The sequence below is a fragment of the Allosalinactinospora lopnorensis genome (assembly GCF_000981225.1).
Lineage (GTDB): Bacteria > Actinomycetota > Actinomycetes > Streptosporangiales > Streptosporangiaceae > Allosalinactinospora > Allosalinactinospora lopnorensis.
The window spans coordinates 19,110-43,000 of record NZ_LAJC01000005.1 but is presented as its reverse complement, the minus strand read 5'-3'; the positions used below and the strand labels follow the sequence as shown (position 1 = coordinate 43,000).

Below are 23,891 nucleotides of genomic sequence, written 5' to 3'. Positions count from 1 at the left end.
GATCCCGGCCGGTGGTGTCGCCGGGCGGCGCCGTCTACCCCTCGTTCATCGGGAGGCGGATACCGTGGCGCGCGGCGACCGCTCCGGCCTCGGAATAACCGGCGTCGACGTGCCGGATGACCCCCATGGCCGGATCGTTGGTGAGGACCCGGTCCAGCTTCGCCGCCGCGAGATCGGTGCCATCGGCGACGCTCACCTGGCCGGCGTGCAGCGAACGGCCCATGCCGACCCCGCCACCGTGGTGGATGGACACCCACGAAGCGCCTGAGGCGGTGTTGACCAGAGCGTTGAGGAGCGGCCAGTCCGCTATGGCGTCGGAACCGTCCTTCATGGCCTCTGTCTCGCGGTAGGGAGAGGCGACCGATCCGGTGTCGAGGTGATCGCGGCCGATCGCCAGCGGTGCGCTGATCTCCCCCGATGCCACGAGCTCGTTGAACCGCCGTCCGGCCGCGGCGCGCTCGCCCTGGCCGAGCCAGCAGATCCGGGCCGGCAGCCCCTGGAAGGCGACCTTCTCCCCCGCCATCCGGATCCAGCGGCCCAGCGCCTCGTTCTCCGGGAAGAGGTCGAGGACGGCCCGGTCGGTGCGGGCGATGTCGGCGGGGTCCCCGGACAGCGCCGCCCACCGAAAGGGCCCCTTACCCTCGCAGAACAGCGGGCGGATGTAGGCGGGGACGAACCCGGGGAAGTCGAAGGCCCGTGCGTATCCCGCGGTTCTGGCCTCCCCCCGGATGGAGTTGCCGTAGTCGAACACCTCGGCCCCAGCGTCGGCGAACCCGACCATGGCCTCCACGTGGGCCGCCATCGACTCCCGGGCCCGCCGGGTGAACTCCTCGGGCTTGGCCGCCGCGTACTCCCGCCACTGTCCGAAGCGCACGCCGCTCGGCAGGTAGGAGAGGGGGTCGTGCGCGGAGGTCTGGTCGGTGACGACGTCGATCGGAGCGCCCCGCTGGAGGAACTCGGGCAGCATGTCGGCGGCGTTGCCGAGCAGTCCGATGGAGAGCGGGCGGCGGGCGTCGCGCGCCTCCACCGCCAGCCGCAGCGCTTCATCGATGTCTTCGGCACGCGCATCCAGGTAGCGGGTCTCCATGCGCCGGTCGATCCGGCTGGCGTCGCACTCCACGACGATGGCGACGCCGCCGTTCATGGTGACCGCGAGCGGCTGGGCGCCGCCCATCCCGCCCAGCCCGGCGGTGAGTGTGATGGTCCCGGCGAGGCCGCCGGCGAAGCGCTTGGCGGCGACCGCCGCGAAGGTCTCGTAGGTCCCCTGCAGGATGCCCTGGGTACCGATGTAGATCCACGACCCGGCCGTCATCTGCCCGTACATGGTGAGGCCGAGCGACTCCAGGCGGCGGAACTCCTCCCAGTTCGCCCAGTCGCCGACCAGGTTGGCGTTGGCGATGAGGACCCGGGGCGCCCACTCATGGGTGCGCAGGATCCCGACCGGGCGGCCCGACTGCACCAGCAGCGTCTCGTCGTGCTCCAGGTTGCGCAGCGACGCCGAGATCCGGTCGAAGCAGGCCCAGTCGCGGGCGGCCTTGCCGGTGCCGCCGTAGACGATGAGCTCGTCGGGGTGCTCGGCCACTTCGGGGTCCAGGTTGTTGTGCAGCATCCGCAGCGCGGCTTCCTGCTGCCACCCCTTGGCGGAGATCGCGGTTCCCCTCGGGGCCCGGACGGGTCGTGGACCTCGGATCGCGTTCGTGGTGCTCATTTCGGGACCTCCGGTTCAGGTGAGCGCGGTGACGGATTCGGCGGCGGCGAGAACGGAGCCGTCGGTGACGAGGTCAGTGGCGGCCGTGATCTCGGGGGCCAGGTAGCGATCCGGCCCCGGTCCGGGCACGCGTTCCCGTACGGTGTCGCGGACGGCCGCGGTGGCCGGGGCGGGCTGCAACGGGGAGCGCAGGTCCAGGGCGCGGGCCGCGGTGAGCAGTTCCACGGCGAGGACGGTGGCCAGGCCGCTGACCGCGCGGCGCAGCTTGCGCGCCGCCGACCAGCCCATGGAGACGTGGTCCTCCTGCATCGCCGAACTGGGGATGGAGTCGACGCTGGCCGGGGCAGCGAGGCGTTTGAGGTCGGAGACGATCGCGGCCTGGGTGTACTGGGCGATCATGTGACCGGAGTCCACCCCGGGGTCGTCGGCGAGGAAAGCGGGCAGGCCGTGCGAGCGGGCGACGTCGAGCATCCGGTCGGTGCGGCGTTCGGCGATGGAGGCGACGTCGGCCACCGCGATGGCCAGGAAGTCCAGCACGTAGCCGACAGGCGCGCCGTGGAAGTTGCCGTTGGACTCGACCCGGCCGTCGTCCAGCACCACGGGGTTGTCGATGATGGCGGCGAGCTCTCGGGAGGCCACCGTCTCGGCGTGCGCGAGGGTGTCGCGCGCGGCTCCAGCGACCTGCGGCGCGCAGCGCAGCGAGTAGGCGTCCTGCACCCGGGTGCAGTCGGGCCCCCGGTGCGAGGCGACGATGGACGAGCCGTGCAGCAGCGCGAGCATGTTGGCCGCCGCGGCGGCCTGTCCCGGGTGCGGGCGAAGCGCCTGGAGGTCGGCCGCGAAGACGCGGTCGGTCCCGAGCAGCGCCTCGACGCTCATCGCCGCGGTGACGTCGGCGACACGCAGCAACCCGTTCAGGTCGTGGCAGGCCAGCAGCAGCATGCCGAGCATGCCGTCCGTGCCGTTGATGAGGGCGAGCCCTTCCTTGGCGGCGAGTTCGACCGGCTGCAGCCCCGCATCGCGCAGTGCGGTGGCGGCGGGGACCGGTTCGCCGTCCGCGCCGCGGACCTCGCCCTCCCCCATCAGCGCGAGGGCGACGTGTGAGAGCGGTGCGAGGTCGCCGGAACACCCGAGGCTGCCGTACTCGTGGACGATCGGGGTGATGCCTGCGTTGAGCATCGCGGCCAGCGCCTCGGCGGTCCGCACCTGGACACCGGAGCCGCCCGAGGCGAGCGTGCGCAGCCGCAGCAGCATCAGTGCACGCACCACCTCCCGTTCGACCTCGGCGCCGGCGCCGGCCGCGTGCGAGCGGATGAGCGAGCGCTGCAGCCGGGCGCGCAGGTCCGCCTCAATGTGCCGGGTGGCCAGTGCGCCGAACCCGGTACTGACCCCGTAGGCGGGGTCCTTTCCCGCTGCCAGCGACCGCACCCGCTCGCGCCCTTGGGCGAGCGCCTTGCGTGCGTCCTCGGTGAGGCGCGCCTCCGCGTCATGGCGGGCGACGGCGACGATGTCTTCGGGAGTCAACGGCTCACGGCCGACAGCGATCCAGGTGGGCATGCCTCCATTGCACGCCCTCAGTGCCCGGCGCGCGAGCTTGAAACGACGTTGATGTCCGAGATCTCAGATCACACGGTGTCGTACGGAGGTCCACGGCCCTGTTTCCGGCCGCGTCGGCACCGCGACAGCGGGACCGGATAACACAGGGTGCCCCACTGCGACAGTGGGGCGCCCTGCGCGGTGCGTGGGACGGACACGCACATTCGGGGAAAGTCTCGGCGTCGGGTCCAAATTAGCAAACTTCGTTGAACGTTGAACCAGAGCGACCGCGCCTCCGGGGAACGGCGGCGCCGTCGCGACAGCGGCGCTCACGGCCCGGCGCCCGCTTCTCTCTGGTGAGTCCCGCCGACTCCCCCGTTTCCGGACTCCGACACATACCGTGCCACAATCGGCTAATGAGTCACGTTCCGGCGGCCACCCGGGCCCTGCGGTTGCTGCGGTTCCTCGCCACCCGCCCCGGACCGGTCTCCGCGTCCGCCATCGCCACCGAACTGAACCTGCCGCGTTCCAGCACCTATCAGCTGCTGGAGGCCATGGCCGGAGAGGGCTTCGTCATCCACCTGCCCGAGGAGCGGCGATGGGGGCTGGGCGTGGCGGCGTTCGAGATCGGCTCGGCCTACCTGCGGCACGACCCCCTGGAACGCCTCGCCCGCCCACTGCTCGGCGACCTGGCCAAGGAGACCGGCGCCACCGCCCACCTGGGCGTGCTGCACGGCGCCGACACCCTCTACCTCCTCAAGGAGCAGCCGCCGCAGGCGCCGACGCTCGTCACCGGCGTGGGGGTGCGGCTGCCCGCCCACCTCACCGCGTCGGGACGCGCCCTTATGGCGCACCTGCCGAGGGCCCAGGTGCGAGCGCTCTACCCGGGGGCCGGCAGCTTCGTCGACCGCACCGGGGCCGGCCCCGCGTCACCGGCCGAACTGCGCGATCTCCTCGCCCACGAGCGGCAGCGGGGCTGGTCGAGCGAGGAGGGCCAGGTGACCGAAGGGTTCTCGTCGGTCGCCGCGGCCGCTTTCGACCACAACGGCACACCTGTGGCCGCGATCAGCCTGACTGTGCCCAGCGCTCGCCCGGTCACCCTCACCGCCCTGGCCTCCGGTGTGCGCGACGCGGCCTCTGAACTGACCCGCAAACTCGGCGGGAAGCGCCCTTAGCCCCACATGGGCCCCGCCGGGGCGTGGCCCTTCGGATCACTCCCCGGAGCGGCTCCCGCACCGGACCCGCCGCGCCGACCGATGACGCACCGGCCTTCATGTGCATAAAATGAAACATCTGTTTCATTTTCGGCCCGGACATTAGGAGATCCCATGGGATGGGTGTTCCTCGCATTCGCGATCCTGGGCGAGGTCACGGCAACGGTCTCGCTCAAACTCTCGAACGGGTTCACCAAACCGGTTCCGTCGGTGATCGTGGTCGCCGGCTATGTCATGGCGTTCTACCTGCTCTCCCAGGGACTCACCCGCGGGATCCCGCTCGGTGTGGCCTACGGGATCTGGGCTTCGGTCGGAGTGGCGCTCGTGGCGGTCATCGGTGCACTCTTCCTCGGAGAGAGCATGACCTGGGCCCAGGTCGGCGGGATCATCCTGGTGATCGGTGGTGTGACGCTGCTGGAGATGGGAGGCCGCCATTGACTTTTCCCGCTCGCGGACGACCGGCCAAGTCCCAGCAGCGGCGTCGCCGGTTGCTGGACGCGGCGCTCCGTGTCATCGGACGCAGCGGCCTCAACGGTCTGACCCACCGTGCGGTGGCGGCCGAGGCGGGGCTTCCCTCCCCCGCTGCGACCTACCACCTGGGCGGCATCGACGACATGCTGCTCGCGGTGCTGCGGGAGGCCAACGACAGCTACATCGCCCAGGTGCAGACCCTCCCCGACGCCCCGGAGGAGATACCGAGAGCGCTCGCGAAGGTGATGGCGAACGGTCTCGGTCAGGACCGGGGACGCGCGGTGGCCGAGTACCAGTTCTGCATGATGGCCGCCGATCGGCCCGGGCTGCGCGAAGAACTGCAGCGTTGGCCACGGGCACTGGACGCCGTCGCCGCCCGGTGCACGCCGGACCCGGCGGCCCGGCTCGCGATCTCGGCCGCGATCGACGGCCTGTACGTCCGGATGCTCACCCGCGACCCGCCCCCCGACGCCGAGGAGCTGCACGCGGCACTGGAGGCCCTGATACGCGGCGTAAAGGCGACGGAAGCCGGATAAGGGCTCCTTCCTGGCTCTTTTCAGAAGAGATGACCCCGCTTTGAGGGACACGCGTCACACGCCGGGCGCACGCTTGACATAAAGAGCGGGAGCACGAAGAGGAAGGAAACACTATGGCGATCAAAGAATCGACCGGTCGCCGGTTCGACACGGAGCAGCTGCGTCGCGCGCTTGAGGAGCGGGACGTCGAGGCGATGCTCGACCTCCTTGCCGAGGAGGCCGAGATGCGGACCGTCAACCGGCACGCGACGCCGAAATCGCCGCTCACCCGCCGCGGGCGCAAGGAGATCGAAGAGGCCCTGCGCGACGTTTTCGGCCGCGATATGCAGCACAAGCTGCGGAACGTCGTCGTAGAGGGCGACCGGGCCGCATACGAGGAGTTGTGCACCTACCCCGACGGGACCCAGGTGCTCGGTATTTCGATGCTCGACCTCAAGGACGGCCGCATCATCCGGCACACGAGCGTCGAGGCATGGGACGAGTAGGGGGGCACCGGAGAATGAGCACTATGAGCGGTGCGCAGCACGCGGACTTCGCCACCCCCGACGAGACCCGGAGCTTCGGTCACGGACATCTCGACATCATCCGCGTGGACGGAGGAATGATCGGACGTTTCCAGCTCGAACCGGGGTGGCGCTGGTCGAATGACGTGAAGCCGATCGCCGGCACGGACCTGTGCCAGAACGACCACTTCGCCTACCAGGTTTCGGGGACTCTGCGCGTCCGGATGGCCGACGGGACGGAGTTCGAGGTAGGACCGGGAGAGGTGGCCCACACGCCTCCCGGGCACGACGCGTGGGTGGTCGGCGACGAGCCGGTGACCATGATCGACTGGGGAGGCGCCACCCACTACGCCGAGCGCTAGCCCACCGCCACCCGACACCGGTCGCGCCGTGACCGGAGGCGGCGGAGCAACGGCGCCCGGTGGCCCTTCGGAGTCACCGGGCGCGATACGTGTGCGACCCGCATGTGCGGACTAGTTGGCGGTGGCCCGCATGTGCGCCTCGACCTCGGCCCGGTCGGCACGCAGCTTGGCGAGGGCCTCGTCGAGGATGAGTCTGCCCTCCTCCTCCGTGCGGCGCTCCTTCACATAGGCCAGATGGGTTTTGTACGGCTCGGTACGCGGAGGGGACGGCGGGTTCTGCGGGTCCTTGCCTGCGGGGAAGCCGCACCGAGGGCAGTCCCACTCCTCAGGGACCGCGGCTTCGTTCGCGAAACTCGGAACGACCTCGTGCTGGTTGGCACAGTAGAACGGGACCCTGATCCGCGGTGCGGACTCGCCGCGCTCAGCCTCTCCCATCGGACCGGCGCCGACGCGGCTGCCACGTATGGCGCTACCACTACCCACGAAAAACTCCTTCGGCGGACGTGCCCCGGTGAAGGGGAAAACCTGGTGTTCGCACCCGCGCGGCGGACCGTTCAGGGGTCTCGTGCCCGCCCCACGTGGACGCGGGTTCTCGAGGGGGCGTTAAGCGCCCCTGCTGATCAGCAGCCCCAGCCCGACCACACACACGATCCACATGAGCGCCGTAACGATCGTCAGCCGGTCAAGGTTGCGCTCCACCACTGAGGATCCCCCGAGTGAGGAGGTGACGCCGCCGCCGAACAGGTCGGAGAGGCCACCGCCCTTGCCCTTGTGGAGGAGCACCAGCAGAATCAGCAGCACACTGCAGAGCATCACGAAGATGGACAGACCGACGATCACACGCTCACCCGTTGCTCACCCCCGCGAGCGCGGGGGAATGGACGACCTAGAGCCCCACGACCGCGTTCTCGCCGCTCGGCTTGGCCGAGGGCCCGGCGCGGAGGAGGGACCGGGGACAATTCTCAATTTTACTGCGCGCCGTAACGGCACAGGCCAGGCTGTTCGGAAAACCTTCCGCGCAGTCTAGCCCCTTTACCGTACCGCCGGGTGCGGAAAGGGCCCGCGGTTCGCGCCCGCCGGGGCGCATATGCCGCCGCGCTGGAACGAAAGGTTACCCCTGATCGCGGAAACGAACCAGCTTGACGAACTCGTCGGGCTTGAGGCTCGCGCCGCCGACAAGAGCACCGTCGATATCGCTCTTGGCCATGATCCCGGCGATGTTGTCGGCCTTCACCGAACCGCCGTAGAGAATCCGCGTCGACTGGGGCACCTCCGAGGGGTACAGCTCGCCCAGGCGCGCGCGCAGCGCCGCACAGACCTCCTGGGCGTCCTCGGGGGTGGCCACCTCACCGGTGCCGATGGCCCAGACCGGCTCGTAGGCGACGACCAGCCGGGCGGCCTGCTCCGCGGTGATACCGGCCAGCGCCCCCTCCAGCTGGGCGATGGTGTGCGCGACATGGCCGCCCGCCTTGCGCACCTCCAGCCCTTCTCCCAGGCACAGGATCGGGGTGATGTCGCTGGCGAACGCGGCCTTGACCTTGCCGTTGACGACGGCGTCGTCCTCGCTGTGGTACTCGCGCCGCTCGGAATGCCCGGCCAGCGCATAGGAGCAGCCGAGCTTGGCCAGCATGGCCCCGGAGATCTCGCCGGTGTAGGCCCCCTTCTCGTGTTGGGAGATGTCCTGCGCGCCGTAGCGGGTCCGCAGCTTGTCCCCGTCCACCAGGGTCTGCACGCTGCGCAGGGCGGTGAACGGCGGAAGCACCACGATCTCGGTGTGGTCGAAGTCGGAGTCCTCAAGTGAGAACGCCAGCTTCTGGACCAGCGATATGGCCTCGAGATGGTTGTTGTTCAGCTTCCAGTTGCCCGCGATGAGCGGTGTGCGCTTGGGCTCTGCCATGTCAGTCCTCAAACCCGTATCTGCAGGGGTGTTCCGATGGGAACCGCGTGCACCAGGTACGCGCGGTCGTCAGGTCGCCGGTCTCAGGCCTCCAGGGCCTCGATCCCGGGCAGGGTCTTTCCCTCGAGGTACTCCAGGCTCGCACCGCCACCCGTGGAGATGTGCCCGAACCGCTCCTCCTCGAAGCCGAGCGCGCGCACAGCCGCAGCCGAGTCGCCCCCGCCGACGACGGTGAAGGCGGCGGACTCACTGAGCGCCTGCGCCAGTGCCCGCGTACCGTGCGAGAACGGCTCCATCTCGAAGACACCCATGGGGCCGTTCCAGAAAACGGTCGCGGTGTCGGCGAGCTTGGCCGCGAACAGCTTCCGCGTCTCAGGGCCGACGTCCAGCCCCATGCGCTCGGCCGGAATGGAGTCGACGGTCGTCGGCTCATGGGGGGCGTCCGCGGAGAAGCCGTCCGCGGCGACGACGTCCACCGGGAGGACGATCTCCACCCCCTCCTTCTCGGCGCGGTCCAGGTACCCCTTGACCGTGCCGATCTGGTCTGCTTCAAGCAGACTGGCCCCCACCTCGTACCCCTTGGCCTTGAGGAACGTATAGGCCATGCCGCCGCCGATCAGCAGGCGGTCGGCGGTGCCGATCAGGTTGTCGATGACAGCGAGCTTGTCGGAGACCTTGGCGCCGCCGAGTACCACCGCGTAGGGACGCTCAGGGCGGGCCGTGAGCCTGCGCAGCACCTCCACCTCGGCCAGCACGAGGTCGCCGACAGCGTGGGGCAGGCGCCGGGGAAGGTCGTAGACGCTGGCGTGCTTGCGGTGCAGCGCGCCGAAGCCGTCACCGACGTAGAGGTCGGCCAGCGCGGCGAGACGGCCGGCGAACTCGTCGCGCTCGGCATCGTCCTTGCTGGTCTCCCCCGGCTCGAAGCGCAGATTCTCCACCAGCGCGACGTCACCGTCGGCCAGCCCGCCGCTCACGGCGCGGGCCGACTCACCCGCTGTGTCTGCGGCGAAGGCGACGTCGGTACCGAGGAGTTCGCCCAAGCGTGCGGCGACAGGCCGCAGCGAGAACTTCGGGGCGGGCTCGCCTTTGGGCCGGCCGAGGTGCGCGGCCACGATGACGCGGGCGCCGCGCTCGCGCAGCTTGTCGATGGTGGGCAGGCTGGCCCGGATCCGGCCGTCGTCGGTGATGCGGCCGCCGTCGAGCGGCACGTTCAGATCGGCCCGGACGAACACGCGCTGGCCCGAGACGTCGAGGTCCTCGATCGTCCGCATGCTGTTCTCCTTGTCGAAAGGGCGAAGAAAGGGGGGAACGCGGAAGAACGCGGCCGAAGAACGGTGGCGCCCCCTCGCACCGGAGAGGGCGCCACTCCCGCGCTCCACACGGTCGGGAGACTCAGGGCTTACAGCTTCGAGCCGACCATCTTGGTGATGTCCACGAGGCGGCTGGAGTAGCCCCACTCGTTGTCGTACCAGCCGATGATCTTGACCTGGTTGCCGAAGACCATGGTCAGGCCGGCGTCGAAGGTGCAGGAAGGTGACGTGCCGACGATGTCGGAGGAGACGATCGGGTCCTCGGTGTAGCTCAGGATGCCCTTGAGCGGTCCCTCGGCGGCCGCCTTGAACGCGGCGTTGACATCCTCCTTGGAGACCTCGCGCTCCACCTCGACCACCAGGTCGGTGACCGAGCCGTCGGGAACCGGGACGCGCATGGCGATGCCGTCCAGCTTGCCCTGCAGCTCCGGCAGCACCAGCGCGGTCGCCTTCGCCGCGCCCGTCGTGGTGGGGATGATGTTCTGCGCGGCGGCGCGGGCGCGACGCAGGTCCTTGTGCGGGAAGTCCAGGATGACCTGGTCGTTGGTGTACGCGTGCGTGGTGGTCATCAGGCCCTTGACGATGCCGAAGTTGTCCAGCAGGACCTTGGCCATCGGCGCCACGCAGTTGGTGGTGCAGGATGCGTTGGACAGCACGTGGTGCTGGGCCGGGTCGTAGTCCTCGTCGTTGACGCCCATGACGATGGTCTGGTCCTCGCCCTTGGCCGGGGCGGAGATGATGACCTTCTTGGCGCCGGCCTCGATGTGCTTCTTGGCGTCCTCGGCCTTGGTGAAGATGCCGGTGGACTCCACCACGACGTCCACCCCGAGGTCGCCCCACGGAAGCTTGGCGGGGTCCTTCTCCGCGAGGGTCTTGGTCGTGGTGTTGCCGACGCGGATGCTGTCGCTGCCGACCTCCACGTCGCCCTCGAGGGTGCCGAGCACGGTGTCGTACTTGAGCAGGTGCGCGAGGGTGGCCTTGTCGGTGAGGTCATTGACCGCGACGATCTCGACGCCACTGCCGTTGGCCGCCTGCGCCGCGCGCCAGAAGTTACGGCCGATCCGACCGAAGCCGTTCACGCCTACACGGATGGTCACGGTAACCAGTCTCCTCACGTGTTCGTGTGTGTCGCTGACGCGCTCCCGGCGCAGCGCGCCGGACCGCGAAGAATGTGCGTCCGGGATACGCAACCGACCCTATCGTCGCGCACAGCGAGCGACCGCGCCGCCCCCGCGGCGAAACCGGGTCCCTCCCGGAGCATGCGGGAACCATACTCGCACCGCGAACCAAGACCGGTCTAGACCATTTACGAAGTTTTCCAGTTCCGGCTCGCCGTCACAGAACCGCACATCAGAACCGGTATCGATCCCCGTACGGCACCGCTTTGGGAAGCCGCCGAGTCGGTGCGGTCAGCCCGGACATGCGGGCGAACCCCCGCACTCCTCCTCATAACCTCTGGCCACTCCGTGAAACGCGGCTTCAGGAGACCAACATGTCCGGGGTGAGGTTCGCGTCGGTTCCCGGGATCCCCAGCTCGCAGGCGCGCTTGTCGGCCATGGCGAGCAGCCGGCGGATCCGGCCGGCGATGGCGTCCTTGGTCAACGGCGGCACGGAGAGCTGGCCCAACTCCTCCAGGGACGCCTGCTTGTGCGCCAGCCGGAGCCGGCCCGCGGCCACCAGGTGCTCCGGTGCCTCCTCGCCGAGGATCTCCAGTGCCCGCTCCACGCGGGCACCGGCGGCAACGGCCGCCCGGGCGCTGCGCCGCAGGTTGGCGTCATCGAAGTTGGCCAGCCGGTTCGCGGTCGCCCGGACCTCGCGGCGCATCCGGCGCTCCTCCCACGCCAGCACGCTCTGATGCGCTCCCAGCAGAGTGAGCAGGGCGCCGATGGAGTCGCCGTCGCGCACCACGACGCGGTCCACGCCGCGCACCTCCCGCGCCTTGGCGTGCACCTTCAACCGGCGGGCCGATCCGACGAGCGCCAACGCCGCCTCGGGGCCGGGGCAGGTGACCTCCAGCGACATCGACCGCCCGGGTTCGGTCAGCGAGCCGTGCGCGATGAAGGCGCCGCGCCACGCCGACTCGGCGTCGCAGGGCCCGCCGGCCACCACATGCCGCGGAAGCCCCCGGACCGGGCGGCCGTTGTTGTCGATCAGTCCGGTCTGCCGGGCGAAGCTCTCGCCGTCCCGGATGACCCGGACAACGTAGCGGTTCCCCTTGCGGAGACCGCTGGGGGAGAGGACGACGACCTCTGACTCGTGCCCGAAGACCTCGGAGATGTCCTTGCGCAGCCGCCGCGCGGCCGCGCCGGTGTCGAGTTCGGCCTCGATCACGATGCGCCCGCCCACCAGGTGCAGCCCGCCGGTGAAGCGCAGGATCGTGGACACCTCGGCCTTTCGGCAGCATGGCTTGAGAACGGAAAGCCGGCTCAGTTCGTCCTTCACCACGCCGGTCATCGCCATGAATGCGGTCCTCCCCCTGGAACTCCACCACCGCGGGTGCGGTGGACCTGTGCCCTTCGGTCGCAGACTACTGGCCTGGCGCCACTTCGCCACGCCCCTGACCGCGTGTCCAATATCCCTGATCGATGCGCGAGTCGCTACCTGCGGGTTCGGCCGGGTCCACTCCGAATGCCGCATCCGCCGGCCTTCACCGCCTCCGCGGAGCCCGGTGCAGCCGGGGCACCCGCGAACACCGCCCCGCGGGCCGGCTCCGGTCCGGGACTCTGCGCGCGGAAGGCGGTCAGCCCTGGAAGATGTCGTCGTAGGCCGCGGCCAGCCGGTCGGGGTCGTGCCGCGGCGAACCGTCATCGGCCCCCACCTCGGCCAGCACGAGACGGCCGCCGAGGCGTTTGACCGCCTGGTTCAGCTGGTCGTGGTCGTCCACTACCCAGCTGTCGGCCAGTACAACGTCCACACTCAGTTCCGGGGCGTGTGCGGCGAGGACCTCCAGGTAGGTCTCCGGCCGGAAATCGTCGGTCTCGCCCTGTTGCGGTGAGAGGTTCAGCGCCACGATCCGCTGCGCCTTGGTGGTCACCAGCGCCTCGGCGAGATCCGGAACCAGCAGGTGCGGCAGCACACTGGTGAACCACGAACCGGGGCCGAACACCACCCAGTCGGCCTCGCGCACCGCCTTTACCGCCTGGGTCGAGGCCGGCGGCGTCTCGGGGATCAGCGAGATCGACCGCACCCGTCCCCGCGTGCTGGCGCAGGCCACCTGACCGCGCACGATGGTGATGTCGTTCGGGTGGGCCGGGTCGACCCCCGCTACCTCGGCCACGATGTCCAGCGGCACCGACGACATCGGCAGCACGCGGCCGTGCGCACCCAGCAGCTGGCCCACCCAGTCGAGGCCGGCCACGGAGTCGCCGAGCAGCTCCCACAGCGCGACTATGAGCAGGTTGCCCACGGCGTGGCCGTGCAGCTCCCCCTCGGAGCGGAAGCGGTGCTGGATCACCTCGCTCCAGGTGTGCCCCCATTCGTCGTCCCCGCAGAGCGCCGCCAGCGCCATACGGAGGTCTCCCGGCGGCAGCACACCCAGTTCCCGGCGGAGACGGCCGCTGGAGCCCCCGTCATCGGCGACCGTGACCACGGCCGTGACGTCCGTGGTGACACGCCGCAGGGCCGACAGGGAGGCGTAGAGGCCGTGTCCGCCGCCCAGGGCCACCACCCGTGGGGGCGGGGCGTCGCCGTTCGGCTCGTCCCCCGCGCGCCGCGCATCCGCCTCGCTCATTCCTGACCTCTGAATCCGCCTACGACTCGCCGTTTTCGGGATATATCGGACACACGCCCATGACGTGAGGCGGCGCCCCGGCACCACCGCCGCCGACCGGGGCGACGTCGGGAACCGGATGGCCGGTCGGCCGCCCGCCCGGTTCCGCGGCCCCTGTGTCGGGCGGTGTCCGGCTCACTCCCTGCCCAGATCCCGGTGTACCACGTGCACGTCCAAGCCCTGCTCCCGCAGCCGTTCGCCAAAGCGCTCCGCCATGGTGACACTGCGGTGCTTACCTCCGGTGCAGCCGACGGCGAGCGTCATGTAATGCTTGCCCTCGCGCTGGTACCCGGCGACGATGAGCCGCAGCACTTCGGTGTAGGAGTCCAGCATCTCCTTGGCGCCGTTCTGCGCCAGAACGTACTCGCGCACGGCGGCGTCGCGGCCGTTCATCGGACGGAGCTCGGGCACCCAGTGCGGGTTCGGCAGGAATCGGCAGTCGAGGACGAGGTCCGCGTCGACCGGCAGGCCGTGCTTGAAGCCGAAGGAGACGATGTTCGCCCGCGGCTTCGCCTCCTCCGTCTCACCGAAGAAGCCGATCACCTTCGCCTTGAGCTGGTGCACGTTCAGCTGGGAGGTATCGATGACCAGGTCGGCCTCTCCCCTGATGGCGCGCAGCGTCTCCCGCTCCCGCGAGATGCCGTCGGTGAGCCGGCCGTCGCCCTGCAGGGGGTGCGGGCGCCGGACGCTCTCGAACCGGCGCACCAGTGCTTCGTCGCTCGCCTCCAGGAACACCACGCGGGCGGTGATACCGCGTCCCCGCAGCTGCTCCACGGTGGACAGCAGGTCCTCGGTGAAGGCCATGCTGCGCACATCGACGACCGCGGCGACTCGGGGGACCGCGCCGTGGGTCCGCCCCGCCAGGTCGATCATGGTGGGCAGCAGTCCAGGAGGCAGGTTGTCGACGACGAACCAGTCCAGATCCTCCAGCGCCCGCGCGGCGGTGCTCCGACCGGCCCCCGACATCCCCGTGACAATGACGATCTCCGGTGGAAGCTCACCGTTGAGATTATTCGCCACCTGGTACTCCCCCATGCTCTCGCTCACCGGCGTCCACCGGGGCGGGCGCCGCGGTCGGCGCTTCTCCGGTACCCCCGTTGCCGGTAGTAGTGCCGATCGTACTGCTCCCGGTATCGCCGTCGCCGTTCAACCGCGCCTGGACGGCCTCGGCCGTCCGCCTCCCGATCCCCGGAACCTCCGCGATCTCCTCCGTCGTGGCCGCCGCGAGCCGCTTCACCGACCCGAAGCGCTTCAGCAACGCACTGCGCCGCGCGGGCCCCAGGCCCGGAACCTCGTCCAGCACGCTTCCGGTGAGCGCCTTGGCGCGTTTCTGCCGGTGGTAGGCCAGGGCGAAGCGGTGCGCCTCGTCGCGCACCCGCTGCAGCAGGTACAGCCCCTCCCCGGTACGCGGGAGGATGATCGGGTCCTCCTCATCGGGCAGCCACACCTCCTCCAGCCGTTTCGCCAGACCGCATACCGCGACGTCGTCGATGCCGAGTTCGTCCAGAGCCTGCTGCGCTGCTCTCGCCTGGGGACGGCCGCCGTCCACCACGACCAGGTTGGGCGGGTAGGCGAACTTCGCGGGCGCCGTGGGCGGCTCGTCCTGCGCCGCGGCGCTGCCGGCCCGCCGGGCCTCCGCGGGGTCCTCCGCGTCGTCGTGGATGTCCTCGCCCATCCGGCCGAGCTCACCGTGGCGCCGGCTCGCTTCCAGGTACCGGGTGAACCGGCGGTTGATGACCTCGTGCATCGATGCGACATCGTTTTGCTCGGAGGAGCCCCTGCTCAGCCCCCGGATACTGAAACGCCGGTACTCGGGCTTGCGCGCCAGGCCGTCCTCGAACACCACCATGGACGCCACGACGTGCTCGGCCATGAGGTTGGAGACGTCGAAACACTCGATGCGCAACGGCGCCTCCTCCAGTCCGAGCGCCTCCTGGATCTCGCCGAGGGCGCGGCTGCGCGTGGTGAGGTCGCCCGCGCGCTGTGTCCTGTGCCGGACGAGCGCCTGCTCGGCGTTCTTGCGCACGGTCTCCAGCAGGGTCTTCTTGTCACCCCGCTGCGGCACCCGCACGTCCACGTTTCCGCCGCGGAGTTCACCGAGCCAGGCGATTACCGCCTCCCGGTCGGCGGGCGGGGCGGAGACCAGGACCTCGCGCGGGATCACCGCCCCCGTGCCGTTCTCGGGCTCGACCTCACCGTAGGTCTGGGCGAGGAACCGCTCGACGAGCTCTCCCGTGTCGACGTCCTCGACCTTGTCCACGACCCACCCGCGCTGCCCGCGGATACGACCGCCGCGCACGTAGAACACCTGGGCGGCGGCTTCGAGCTGGTCCTCGGCGAAGGCGATGACATCGCAGTCGGTGGACGCGCCGAGCACCACCGACTGCTTCTCCAGCGCGGTCCGCAGCGCCTGGATGTCGTCGCGCAGCCGGGCCGCGCGCTCGTACTCCTCCTCGGCGGCGGCCTCGCGCATGCTCTGCTCCAGCCGGCGGATGAACCGCCCGGTGTCGCCGGCCATGAAGGAGGCGAAATCCTCGGCCAGCCGCCGGTGTTCGTCGGCGTCCACCCTGGCCACGCACGGGGCGGAGCACTTGTCGATGTAGCCGAGCAGGCACGGCCGCCCGCTGTTGCGGGCACTGCGGAACACCCCGGCCGAGCAGGTACGCACCGGAAAGACCCGGAGCAGCAGGTCCACGGTCTCGCGGATCGCCCACGCGTGGGAGTAGGGGCCGAAGTAGCGGACACCCTTGCGTTTGGCCCCGCGCATAACCTGCACCCGGGGGAACTCCTCGCCGAGTGTGATCGCGAGGTAGGGGTAGCTCTTGTCGTCCCGGTAGCGCACGTTGAAGCGCGGGTCGTACTCCTTGATCCAGGAGTACTCCAGCTGCAGCGCCTCCACTTCGGTGCCCACGACCGTCCAGTCGACGTCGGCGGCGGTGGAGACCATGGTCTGGGTGCGGGGGTGCAGGGCGGCGAAGTCCTGGAAGTAGGAGGACAGCCGGGAGCGCAGGTTCTTCGCCTTCCCCACGTAGATCACCCGGCCGTGCGCGTCGCGGAAACGGTAGACCCCCGGGGAGGTGGGGATCGAACCGGGACTGGGCCGGAGATGGGGTCGGGCTGCCATGCATCCCATTGTGGTCGCTCGTTCCGGCCTGCGGCCACCTGTTCGGCGGAAGGAGGACGGGGCGGGTGGGATGCCGGGAGATCAGGGAGAGGTAACGTGCTCGATGTCACCCTGCGGCGCTCGTCCAGGCGCTCACCTTCGGCCGCTGACCAGCGGACCAGTTCTTTACCCACCGGTCAAACGTCACGATTTCGCATCTCCATGGCCTAGATTGAGCGAGTACTGACACGTCGCCCTACTTCGTGAAGGGGAACAAATCCGTGGACCTCACGCAGTGGATCATGATCGGCGTCGCCGTCGCGGTCTCCGTGCTCGTGGTCACAGTGATGCACTGGCTCCTGACCCACCAGCTGTCCAAGGTGTGGACGGTGGCCGGCCCATTGGTGCAGCGCTGCCGGTACTCCGCCTATGCCGCCGCCGCTGTGGTCGGCGTGAACATAGCGAGGCCCTCCAGGAACGAGATGGACGCCCAGGTCTACGACGTGATCGATCATGCCCTGATCATCGCGATGATCGCCGCGCTGACCTGGCTGGCGCTTTCGATCGCCTACGCGATCACCGATACCGTCCTGAACAAGCTCGCCCACACCAACGGCGACGCCGACCGCCGGGCCCGCCGGCTGCAGACCCAGGTCCGGCTGGTGCGCCGGACGGTGGCCACCATCATCGGATTCGTGGCCTTCGCAGCGATCATGCTCACCTTCGACGCCGTCCGCGGGCTCGGCGCCGGGATGCTGGCATCGGCCGGTCTGCTCTCGGTGGTCGCCGGCATCGCCGCGCAGTCCGTCCTGGGCAACCTGTTCGCGGGACTCCAGTTGGCCTTCAGCGACTCGCTGCGGCTCAACGACATCGTCGTCTTCGAGGGCGAGTGGGGCCGGGTCGAGGAACTCAGCCTCACCAACGTCACCCTGCGGCTGTGGGATGAGCGCCGGCTGGTGCTCCCGGTCTCCCACTTCACCACCAACCCCTTCGAGAACTGGACCAAGCAGGGCACCTCCATCACCGGCTGGGTGATGCTGCGCCTGGACTGGAACGTCCCCATCGAGCAGATCCGCGAGGAGATCGGCGCGTTCGTCACCCAGCACCCCTTGTGGGACGGCCGCCGCTGGGGCCTGCAGGCCACCGACATCCTCGACGGCGGCCTGGTCGAACTGCGCGCCGTCGTCACCGTCCCCGACTCCGACGCCCGCTGGGACCTCTGCTGCGAACTGCGCGAGCACATGATCACTTACATCCAGACGAACTTCCCCGAGGCGCTGCCACGCAACCGCACCGAGTTCAGCACCTTCGACGGCGATGATGCCTACGCCGCGGTACTCCCCGACCCCGCTTTTCCCCGCTCCCGTTCCTACACTGGCGGCCACGGCTCCAACGGAGTTACGGACGGCGACGGCGAATAGCCCGGTTCCGCGCCGTTCCCGCTGCACGAACGGCCCTCAGGCGTCGAGTCTGATGTCGGTGCCCTCCACTGTCACCCCGAAGGTCTTCAGCGGCTCGGTCGCCGGCCCCCGCACCACTTCGCCCGTCGAGATGTCGAACCGGCTGCCGTGGCACAGGCACCGGATGTGCTCGTTGACCTCCTGGATCGTGCATCCCCTGTGCGTGCACACGGCCGTGTAGGCCTTGAACTCGCCCTCCTCGGGCTGGGTGAGGACGAGTTTGCCGTCGATCACGACGATCCCGCCGCCCACGGGAACCTCTGTCGTCTGGGCGATCACCCGGCCGCGTACGGCGTCCTGGGGCTCGGGACGGTTCTCAGCGCCGGTGCAGGCGCCCGCGCCGGCAGCCGCGGCCCCCGCCGCGCCGGCCGCGCCGAGCAGTCGGCGCCGGCTCATCCCGCATCCGGCCCGGGTCTCCATCGCTGCTCCCCTTCGCTCGCCTTAGGCACTACAGACTGTAGTACCTGGTGCGAGGCGTTCCGCCGGGCGCCGTCGAGTCCGGTCAGCCGACGCGGACCACGAGGGTGCCCGCCAGTCTGTCGTGCATCCCCTGACGGTTGGGACCGCTCCACAGCGGCCACAGGGCGATGAACACGACGAAGAGCAGCCAGGCCAGCGCGAACACCCTGGGACTCCACATGAACAGGAACACCAGGTTGAGCAGCGCGGCCCGCGCCACCATGGACGCCACCGGAATCGGCCCGCGGTGGCCCGCACTGCTGAGCGGCGCGACCTCCAGGCCCATCAACCGCTTGCCGATCGTGCGGCGCTGCTTCTTGACGGAGACGGTGTCGTACCCGACGAGGACGACGAAGCAGCAGACGCTGAAGATGAGCCCGAAGTTGCGGCTGATCGCGCTCTCCCCGTATCCCGCGATCACCGCCTGCGCGCCGATCCACACGAAACCGATGAGCGCGGCGGCGACGCCGGTCGGGACGGCCACCACCGTCCAGTCGACGAGCCGCGCGACCGCCCGCCGCACCCATCCCGCCAACGGGTAGCGGCCGTCCGTTCCCGGATCGGCCGTACCGCGGCCGCTCGGCTCGTCCCACGCCGCACCGGAGTAGGGTTCCCGCGTCTCGGACTGCGGGTCGTAGGCGGTGTCCGGCGACTCCGGTCCACCGGTCCGTCCCCGCGGCCAGGACCCCCCTTGCTCGAACGGGGCTCCCATGCCCTCGTTCCGCGGCGGTGGAGGATAGTTCATAGGGGGCGGACCTCCTTGGAGGAATCATAGAGCGGGGAGAGGGAACGCGCCGCGGTCCGCTCCCGCGCCCGTCGGCAGTCTACGACGATACCGAGTGCGGCGAACTGGTCACCACCGCAGTACCGCCCACCCGGTCGTGCAGCCCTCTGCGCCGCGGGCGGTCCAGGAACGCGGAGACCACGGCGTAGACCGAGACTCCCAGCGCCAGCAGGCCGAGCAGCGGCACCCAGTTGAACAGCACCGAAAGGTACAGCACCGCGGAGCGTTTGGCGACGGCGTCCACATCCGGCCTCGCGGCGCCGTCCGCGGAGATGGTGCGCACCCCGCAGAGGAGCTTCCCGGGCGTCGCGCCGTACAGGGACGTGAGCACCACCTCGTAGCCAACGTAAGCCAGGAACACGACGAGCGACAGCACGAAGCCGGCGGGGAACTCCAATCGCATGGGATCCTCTCCGCCGGGAACCGTGCGGACCACAACCGTGCTGATGAGCGCACCAATGGCACCGATGACCAGCAGATCGATGAGCCTGGCCGGCACCCGCCGCCCGGGGCCGGCCGGATGAGGCCCGCGCGCGTCGTTCATCAGCCCCTCGTCTCCAGAAGTCCGGTGTGGTCGGCGCACGCGAGAGGCGCCCGTGGGCCCCACAGAGCAGCGGGCGCCTACAGAATCTTGCTCAGGAACTGCCCGGTGTAGGAGTCGGGGACCTTCGCGACGTCTTCGGGTGTTCCGGTGGCGACAATCGTGCCACCGCGCGATCCGCCCTCGGGCCCCATGTCGATGATGTGGTCGGCGGTCTTGATGACATCCAGGTTGTGCTCGATGACCATGACGGTGTTGCCGTTGTCGGCCAGCCGGTTCAGCACACCGAGCAGCTTGCGGATGTCCTCGAAATGCAGGCCGGTGGTGGGCTCGTCCAGTACGTAGACGGTGCGTCCGGTGGAACGACGCTGCAGTTCGGAGGCGAGCTTCACCCGCTGGGCCTCCCCCCCGGAGAGCGTGGTGGCCGACTGGCCCAGCCGGACGTACCCCAGCCCGACGTCGTTGAGGGTCTGCAGGTGCCGGCGGATCCCCGAGATCGGCTCGAAGAACTCCAGCGCCTCCTCGATCGACATCTCCAGGACGTCGGCGATGGACTTGCCCTTGTAGTGCACGTCCAGCGTCTCGCGGTTGTAGCGGGCACCGTGGCAGACCTCGCAGGGGACGTACACGTCCGGGAGGAACTGCATCTCGATCCGAATCGTCCCGTCGCCGGCGCAGGCCTCGCAGCGACCGCCCTTGATGTTGAAGGAGAACCGGCCGGGCTGGTACCCGCGCACCTTCGCCTCGCTGGTCTGCGCGAAGAGCTTCCGGATGTGGTCGAAGACGCCGGTGTAGGTGGCCGGGTTGGACCGCGGGGTGCGTCCGATCGGGCTCTGGTCGACGTGCACGACCTTGTCGACCTGGTTGAGCCCGTTGACACGGGTGTGTCGACCCGGCACGGCGCGCGCGCCGTGCAGCTCCTTGGCCAACCCCTTGTAGAGGATCTCGTTGACCAGGGTGGACTTTCCGGAACCGGAGACTCCGGTGATCGCGGTGAACACGCCCAGCGGGAACACGGCGTCCAGGTCGTGCAGGTTGTTCTCCCGCGCGCCCTTCACGACCAGTTCACGGCCCTTGACCACGGGGCGCCTGCGCTCGGGCACCTCGATGGAGCGGCGGCCCGCGAGGTAGTCGCCGGTGGCGGAGGTGCCCGCGGACAGCAACTCCTCGACGGGCCCGGAGACGACGACGTCGCCGCCGTGTTCCCCGGCGCCCGGCCCGATGTCGACGACCCAGTCGGAGGAACGGATGGTCTCTTCGTCGTGCTCCACCACGATCAGCGTGTTGCCGATGTCGCGGAGCCTCCGCAGCGTTTCCAGCAGCCGGAAGTTGTCGCGCTGGTGCAGGCCGATGGAGGGTTCGTCCAGGACATACAGGACACCGACGAGGCCGGAGCCGATCTGCGTGGCCAGCCGGATGCGCTGCGCCTCACCGCCGGACAACGATCCGGCCGGGCGCTCCAGATTGAGGTAGTCCAGGCCGACGTCGAGCAGGAAGCCCAGCCGGGCGTTGATCTCCTTGAGCACCTGCGCGGCGATGACCTGGTCGCGCTCGCTCAGCCTGAGGCCGCGCAGGAACTCCGCGCACTCGTTCAGGGGCAGGGCGCAGACCTCGGAGATCGAGGCTCCCCCGACCTTCACGGCCAGGACGACCGGCTTGAGGCGCGCGCCCCGGCAAGTGGGGCACGGCACCGTGCGCATGTACCCTTCGAGCCGTTCGCGGCCGAAGTCGCTCTCGCTCTCGGAGTGCCGGCGCTTCACCCAGGGGATGACGCCCTCGAAGTCAGTGTAGTAGGAGCGGCTCCGCCCGAAGCGATTCCGGTAGCGCACGTTGACCTGGGTGTCGTGTCCTTCGAGCAGCGCCTTGCGTGCCGCCTTGGGCAGCCGCTCCCACGGGGTGTCCAGATCGAAGCCGATGGCGTCGCCCACCGCCCGCATCAGCCGGCCGAAGTACTCGGAGGCGTGCCCGCCCGACCACGGGGCGATCGCGCCCTCCGACAGCGTCTTCGCGGGGTCGGGGACGAGCAGCTCGGAATCGACCTCCATGCGGGTGCCGAGACCGGTGCAGTCCGGGCAGGCACCGTAGGGCGAGTTGAAGGAGAAGGAGCGCGGTTCCAGTTCCTCGAAGGAGAGGTCGTCATAGGGGCAGTGCAGGTGCTCGGAGAAGACCTTCTCGCGCTCGGGGTCGTCCTCGGGCAGATCGACGAAGTCCAGCACGATCGTGCCCGCCGCCAGTCGCAGCGCAGTCTCGACGGAGTCCGTGAGGCGCTTCTTCGCCGACTCCTTGACGCTGAGCCGGTCGATCACCACGGCGATGTCGTGCTTCTCGTACCTCTTCAGCGCCGGGGCTTCGTCCAGCCGGACGGTGGCGCCGTCGACCCTGGCCCGGGTAAAACCCTTGGTCTGCAGGTCCTTGAAGAGCTCGACGTACTCGCCCTTGCGTCCGCGCACCACCGGGGCGAGCACCTGGAAGCGGGTGCCCTCGGCCATGGAGAGGACGCGGTCGACGATCTGCTGCGGGGTCTGCCGGGCGATCTCCCTGCCGCACTCGGGGCAGTGCGGGACGCCGACGCGGGCCCACAGCAGGCGCAGGTAGTCGTAGACCTCGGTGATCGTGCCGACAGTGGAGCGCGGGTTGCGACTGGTGGACTTCTGGTCGATGGAGACCGCCGGGGACAGCCCCTCGATGAAATCGACGTCGGGCTTGTCCATCTGGCCGAGGAACTGCCGGGCGTAGGCGGAGAGCGACTCCACATAACGGCGCTGGCCCTCGGCGAAGATCGTGTCGAAGGCCAGAGAGGACTTCCCCGAACCCGACAGCCCGGTGAAAACGATCATGGCGTCACGCGGTAGATCGAGCGAAACGTCCTTGAGGTTGTGCTCCCGGGCGCCCCGGATCACCAGCTGTTCGGCCATCTGCAAAACCAGCCCCTTCGGCTCGCCCCGACTCGCCGCGCGGCGTGGACCATTCAACGGTAACGACTCCGGGCGGTGGAAACTTCCGCCTCGCGGGGAACGCCCGGTGCCCGCCGCAGCGGCGGGCACCCCCACTATAGGGGAACAGCAGTTCGAACGCGGCTCATTCCGATCCCGGGCCGCGGGAGCCCCGGACGGCCTTCTCCTTCGTTGTCACGCGCGACTTGAGCAGGCTGGCGACGATGGTCACCGTCATCACACCGATGATGACCGTCAGGGAGAGTCCGACGCCCACTTCCGGGACGTGGACACCGTTCTCGTGCAGCGCGTGCAGGATCATCTTGGCCCCGATGAACCCCATGATGGCCGCGAGCCCCCAGCTGATGTACACCAGCCGGTCCATCAGCCCGGCCAGCAGGAAGTACAGCTGGCGCAGTCCCATGAGGGCGAAGGCGTTGGCGGTGAAGACGATGTAGGGATCCTGGGTGAGGCCGAAGATGGCCGGAACGGAGTCGACCGCGAAGACCACGTCGATGACCCCTATCGCGAGGATCACCAGGAACATCGGCGTGAGGTAGCGGCGACCGTGCTGCTTCACCGTCAGGTGCGCACCGTGGTACTCATCGGTGACCGGCCAGATCTTGCGGACCACGCGCACCGCGAAGTTGTCGGTGAAATCCTCGTCGGCCACCTCGTCCCGCTTAATGTGGTCCCGGACGATCTTGACTCCGGTGTAGATCAGGAAGACGCCGAAAAGGTAGAAGACCTCGCTCCAGGCGTTGATGGCCTGCGCGCCGATCGCGATGAAGATGCCGCGCATGATCAGGCGAGCACGATGCCGATCAGCAGCACTTCGTGCTGGTACTTCCTCGGCACCGCGAACGCGCCGATGAGCAGGTAGAAGATGAAAAGGTTGTCGACGCTGAGGCTCTTCTCGGTGAGGAAACCGGCGAAGTACTCGCCGGCGACCGTCGCACCGCCCACGTACCACAGACCGATACCGAAGAGGATCGCGATCCCGACGTAGAAGGTCGCCCACCATGCGGCCTGCCGCATGCCGAATTCCTGAGGTCCCCGCTTCTTACTCCAGGGATGGTCGACGATCGCGAGGTCGATAGCCAGAATGGCGATCATCGCGCCGACCGTGGCCAGCCACACCCACAAGGGGACGTTCATTAAGATTGCTCCTCCGGTTGACGTGCCCGGTCGTTGAATACGGGCATATCTGCCACCGGAGGTCTCTCCCACCCGCAATGACCGCAGCCGACCGGCAGCGAATGCGAGCCGACGGCACCGGGGGCCGCGTCATTGCGCCCCGTGATGACG

21 protein-coding genes and 1 pseudogene are annotated in these 23,891 nt (G+C 69.4%); 6 read left to right on the top strand and 16 right to left on the bottom strand.

The features are described 5' to 3' along the window. Positions 1 to 34 precede the first annotated feature (34 nt). Positions 35 to 1,708, bottom strand: a complete 1,674-nt coding sequence (gene hutU / locus VS93_RS03135) for a urocanate hydratase (RefSeq protein WP_046468499.1) — start codon at positions 1,706 to 1,708, stop codon at positions 35 to 37. Positions 1,709 to 1,723: 15 nt separating this feature from the next. Further along, positions 1,724 to 3,262: a histidine ammonia-lyase gene (gene hutH, locus VS93_RS03130; protein WP_046468498.1), complete on the bottom strand. Its 1,539-nt coding sequence runs from the start codon at positions 3,260 to 3,262 to the stop codon at positions 1,724 to 1,726. A gap of 395 nt (positions 3,263 to 3,657) precedes the next feature. Here hutH and VS93_RS03125 point away from each other — a divergent pair, with 395 nt between their 5' ends. The 5 genes from VS93_RS03125 to VS93_RS30940 all read left to right on the top strand — a co-directional run bounded on the left by VS93_RS03125 (position 3,658) and on the right by VS93_RS30940 (position 6,327). After that, the gene (locus tag VS93_RS03125; RefSeq protein WP_046468497.1) at positions 3,658 to 4,416 is read left to right on the top strand and encodes an IclR family transcriptional regulator; all 759 of its coding nucleotides are present in this window, start codon (positions 3,658 to 3,660) and stop codon (positions 4,414 to 4,416) included. A gap of 153 nt (positions 4,417 to 4,569) precedes the next feature. Next, positions 4,570 to 4,893, top strand: coding sequence for a DMT family transporter (locus tag VS93_RS03120; RefSeq protein ID WP_046468496.1), 324 nt, complete (start codon positions 4,570 to 4,572; stop codon positions 4,891 to 4,893). Next, entirely contained in the window at positions 4,890 to 5,462 is a 573-nt protein-coding gene (locus VS93_RS03115; RefSeq protein ID WP_046468495.1) for a TetR/AcrR family transcriptional regulator, read from the top strand. Before VS93_RS03120 ends, VS93_RS03115 begins: the two co-directional genes overlap by 4 nt. A 113-nt stretch (positions 5,463 to 5,575) precedes the next feature. Beyond that, the gene (locus VS93_RS30945) at positions 5,576 to 5,947 is read left to right on the top strand and encodes a nuclear transport factor 2 family protein (RefSeq protein WP_046468494.1); all 372 of its coding nucleotides are present in this window, start codon (positions 5,576 to 5,578) and stop codon (positions 5,945 to 5,947) included. 23 nt (positions 5,948 to 5,970) lie between these two features. Then, entirely contained in the window at positions 5,971 to 6,327 is a 357-nt protein-coding gene (locus VS93_RS30940; protein WP_156184656.1) for a cupin domain-containing protein, read from the top strand. Positions 6,328 to 6,438: 111 nt separating this feature from the next. Here VS93_RS30940 and VS93_RS03100 read toward each other — a convergent pair whose 3' ends face one another. The 9 genes from VS93_RS03100 to uvrC form a co-directional block, all read right to left on the bottom strand. Beyond that, a complete protein-coding gene (locus VS93_RS03100; protein ID WP_082126579.1) occupies positions 6,439 to 6,810 on the bottom strand; it encodes an RNA polymerase-binding protein RbpA in 372 nt (123 codons plus the stop codon). A 120-nt stretch (positions 6,811 to 6,930) separates the two neighbouring features. Further along, a complete protein-coding gene (gene secG, locus VS93_RS03095; RefSeq protein ID WP_046468491.1) occupies positions 6,931 to 7,167 on the bottom strand; it encodes a preprotein translocase subunit SecG in 237 nt (78 codons plus the stop codon). Positions 7,168 to 7,438: 271 nt separating this feature from the next. After that, positions 7,439 to 8,224 carry a triose-phosphate isomerase gene (tpiA, locus tag VS93_RS03090; RefSeq protein WP_046468490.1) on the bottom strand — a complete coding sequence of 262 codons (786 nt, stop codon included), beginning with the start codon at positions 8,222 to 8,224 and terminating at the stop codon, positions 7,439 to 7,441. An 83-nt stretch (positions 8,225 to 8,307) separates the two neighbouring features. Next, entirely contained in the window at positions 8,308 to 9,495 is a 1,188-nt protein-coding gene (locus VS93_RS03085; RefSeq protein ID WP_046468489.1) for a phosphoglycerate kinase, read from the bottom strand. A gap of 128 nt (positions 9,496 to 9,623) precedes the next feature. Next, complete coding sequence (gap, locus tag VS93_RS03080; RefSeq protein WP_046468488.1) at positions 9,624 to 10,631, bottom strand: type I glyceraldehyde-3-phosphate dehydrogenase; 1,008 nt, start codon at positions 10,629 to 10,631, stop codon at positions 9,624 to 9,626. A gap of 382 nt (positions 10,632 to 11,013) precedes the next feature. Continuing rightward, positions 11,014 to 11,994, bottom strand: coding sequence for a DNA-binding protein WhiA (gene whiA / locus VS93_RS03075; protein WP_046468487.1), 981 nt, complete (start codon positions 11,992 to 11,994; stop codon positions 11,014 to 11,016). Positions 11,995 to 12,274: 280 nt separating this feature from the next. Beyond that, complete coding sequence (locus tag VS93_RS03070; RefSeq protein WP_082126578.1) at positions 12,275 to 13,264, bottom strand: gluconeogenesis factor YvcK family protein; 990 nt, start codon at positions 13,262 to 13,264, stop codon at positions 12,275 to 12,277. A 174-nt stretch (positions 13,265 to 13,438) separates the two neighbouring features. Next, positions 13,439 to 14,338 (bottom strand): RNase adapter RapZ, encoded by a 900-nt coding sequence (rapZ, locus tag VS93_RS03065; protein WP_046468486.1) that lies wholly within the window; start codon positions 14,336 to 14,338, stop codon positions 13,439 to 13,441. Then, positions 14,313 to 16,427 (bottom strand): excinuclease ABC subunit UvrC, encoded by a 2,115-nt coding sequence (gene uvrC / locus VS93_RS03060; RefSeq protein WP_082126591.1) that lies wholly within the window; start codon positions 16,425 to 16,427, stop codon positions 14,313 to 14,315. The genes rapZ and uvrC overlap by 26 nt, the downstream gene beginning before the upstream one ends. 260 nt (positions 16,428 to 16,687) lie before the next feature. Between uvrC and VS93_RS03055 the strand changes: the two genes are divergently transcribed. After that, positions 16,688 to 17,827, top strand: a complete 1,140-nt coding sequence (locus tag VS93_RS03055) for a mechanosensitive ion channel family protein (RefSeq protein ID WP_046468485.1) — start codon at positions 16,688 to 16,690, stop codon at positions 17,825 to 17,827. Positions 17,828 to 17,863: 36 nt separating this feature from the next. Here the strand turns inward: VS93_RS03055 and VS93_RS03050 are convergent, their stop codons facing one another. The 5 genes and pseudogenes from VS93_RS03050 to VS93_RS03030 all read right to left on the bottom strand — a co-directional run bounded on the left by VS93_RS03050 (position 17,864) and on the right by VS93_RS03030 (position 23,741). Continuing rightward, positions 17,864 to 18,262: a Rieske (2Fe-2S) protein gene (locus tag VS93_RS03050; protein WP_046468551.1), complete on the bottom strand. Its 399-nt coding sequence runs from the start codon at positions 18,260 to 18,262 to the stop codon at positions 17,864 to 17,866. Between the two features lie 106 nt (positions 18,263 to 18,368). Next, positions 18,369 to 19,070, bottom strand: a complete 702-nt coding sequence (locus tag VS93_RS03045) for an RDD family protein (protein ID WP_052745489.1) — start codon at positions 19,068 to 19,070, stop codon at positions 18,369 to 18,371. Positions 19,071 to 19,149: 79 nt separating this feature from the next. After that, positions 19,150 to 19,653, bottom strand: a complete 504-nt coding sequence (locus VS93_RS03040) for an RDD family protein (protein ID WP_052745488.1) — start codon at positions 19,651 to 19,653, stop codon at positions 19,150 to 19,152. 77 nt (positions 19,654 to 19,730) lie between these two features. Next, positions 19,731 to 22,565 carry an excinuclease ABC subunit UvrA gene (gene uvrA / locus VS93_RS03035; protein ID WP_046468484.1) on the bottom strand — a complete coding sequence of 945 codons (2,835 nt, stop codon included), beginning with the start codon at positions 22,563 to 22,565 and terminating at the stop codon, positions 19,731 to 19,733. Positions 22,566 to 22,728: 163 nt separating this feature from the next. After that, positions 22,729 to 23,741, bottom strand: a pseudogene (locus tag VS93_RS03030) (TerC family protein). Between the last annotated feature and the right edge of the window lie 150 nt (positions 23,742 to 23,891).

Excerpts from the sequence above, each read along its gene's own strand:
- hutU (WP_046468499.1), bottom strand. The coding sequence starts at position 1,708 with ATGAGCACCACGAACGCGATCCGAGGTCCACGACCCGTCCGGGCCCCG.
- hutH (WP_046468498.1), bottom strand. The coding sequence starts at position 3,262 with ATGCCCACCTGGATCGCTGTCGGCCGTGAGCCGTTGACTCCCGAAGAC.
- VS93_RS03125 (WP_046468497.1), top strand. The coding sequence starts at position 3,658 with ATGAGTCACGTTCCGGCGGCCACCCGGGCCCTGCGGTTGCTGCGGTTC.
- VS93_RS03120 (WP_046468496.1), top strand. The coding sequence starts at position 4,570 with ATGGGATGGGTGTTCCTCGCATTCGCGATCCTGGGCGAGGTCACGGCA.
- VS93_RS30945 (WP_046468494.1), top strand. The coding sequence starts at position 5,576 with ATGGCGATCAAAGAATCGACCGGTCGCCGGTTCGACACGGAGCAGCTG.
- VS93_RS30940 (WP_156184656.1), top strand. The coding sequence starts at position 5,971 with ATGAGCGGTGCGCAGCACGCGGACTTCGCCACCCCCGACGAGACCCGG.
- tpiA (WP_046468490.1), bottom strand. The coding sequence starts at position 8,224 with ATGGCAGAGCCCAAGCGCACACCGCTCATCGCGGGCAACTGGAAGCTG.
- VS93_RS03085 (WP_046468489.1), bottom strand. The coding sequence starts at position 9,495 with ATGCGGACGATCGAGGACCTCGACGTCTCGGGCCAGCGCGTGTTCGTC.
- whiA (WP_046468487.1), bottom strand. The coding sequence starts at position 11,994 with ATGGCGATGACCGGCGTGGTGAAGGACGAACTGAGCCGGCTTTCCGTT.
- VS93_RS03070 (WP_082126578.1), bottom strand. The coding sequence starts at position 13,264 with ATGAGCGAGGCGGATGCGCGGCGCGCGGGGGACGAGCCGAACGGCGAC.
- rapZ (WP_046468486.1), bottom strand. The coding sequence starts at position 14,338 with ATGGGGGAGTACCAGGTGGCGAATAATCTCAACGGTGAGCTTCCACCG.
- uvrC (WP_082126591.1), bottom strand. The coding sequence starts at position 16,427 with ATGGCAGCCCGACCCCATCTCCGGCCCAGTCCCGGTTCGATCCCCACC.
- VS93_RS03050 (WP_046468551.1), bottom strand. The coding sequence starts at position 18,262 with ATGAGCCGGCGCCGACTGCTCGGCGCGGCCGGCGCGGCGGGGGCCGCG.
- VS93_RS03045 (WP_052745489.1), bottom strand. The coding sequence starts at position 19,070 with ATGAACTATCCTCCACCGCCGCGGAACGAGGGCATGGGAGCCCCGTTC.
- VS93_RS03040 (WP_052745488.1), bottom strand. The coding sequence starts at position 19,653 with ATGAACGACGCGCGCGGGCCTCATCCGGCCGGCCCCGGGCGGCGGGTG.
- uvrA (WP_046468484.1), bottom strand. The coding sequence starts at position 22,565 with ATGGCCGAACAGCTGGTGATCCGGGGCGCCCGGGAGCACAACCTCAAG.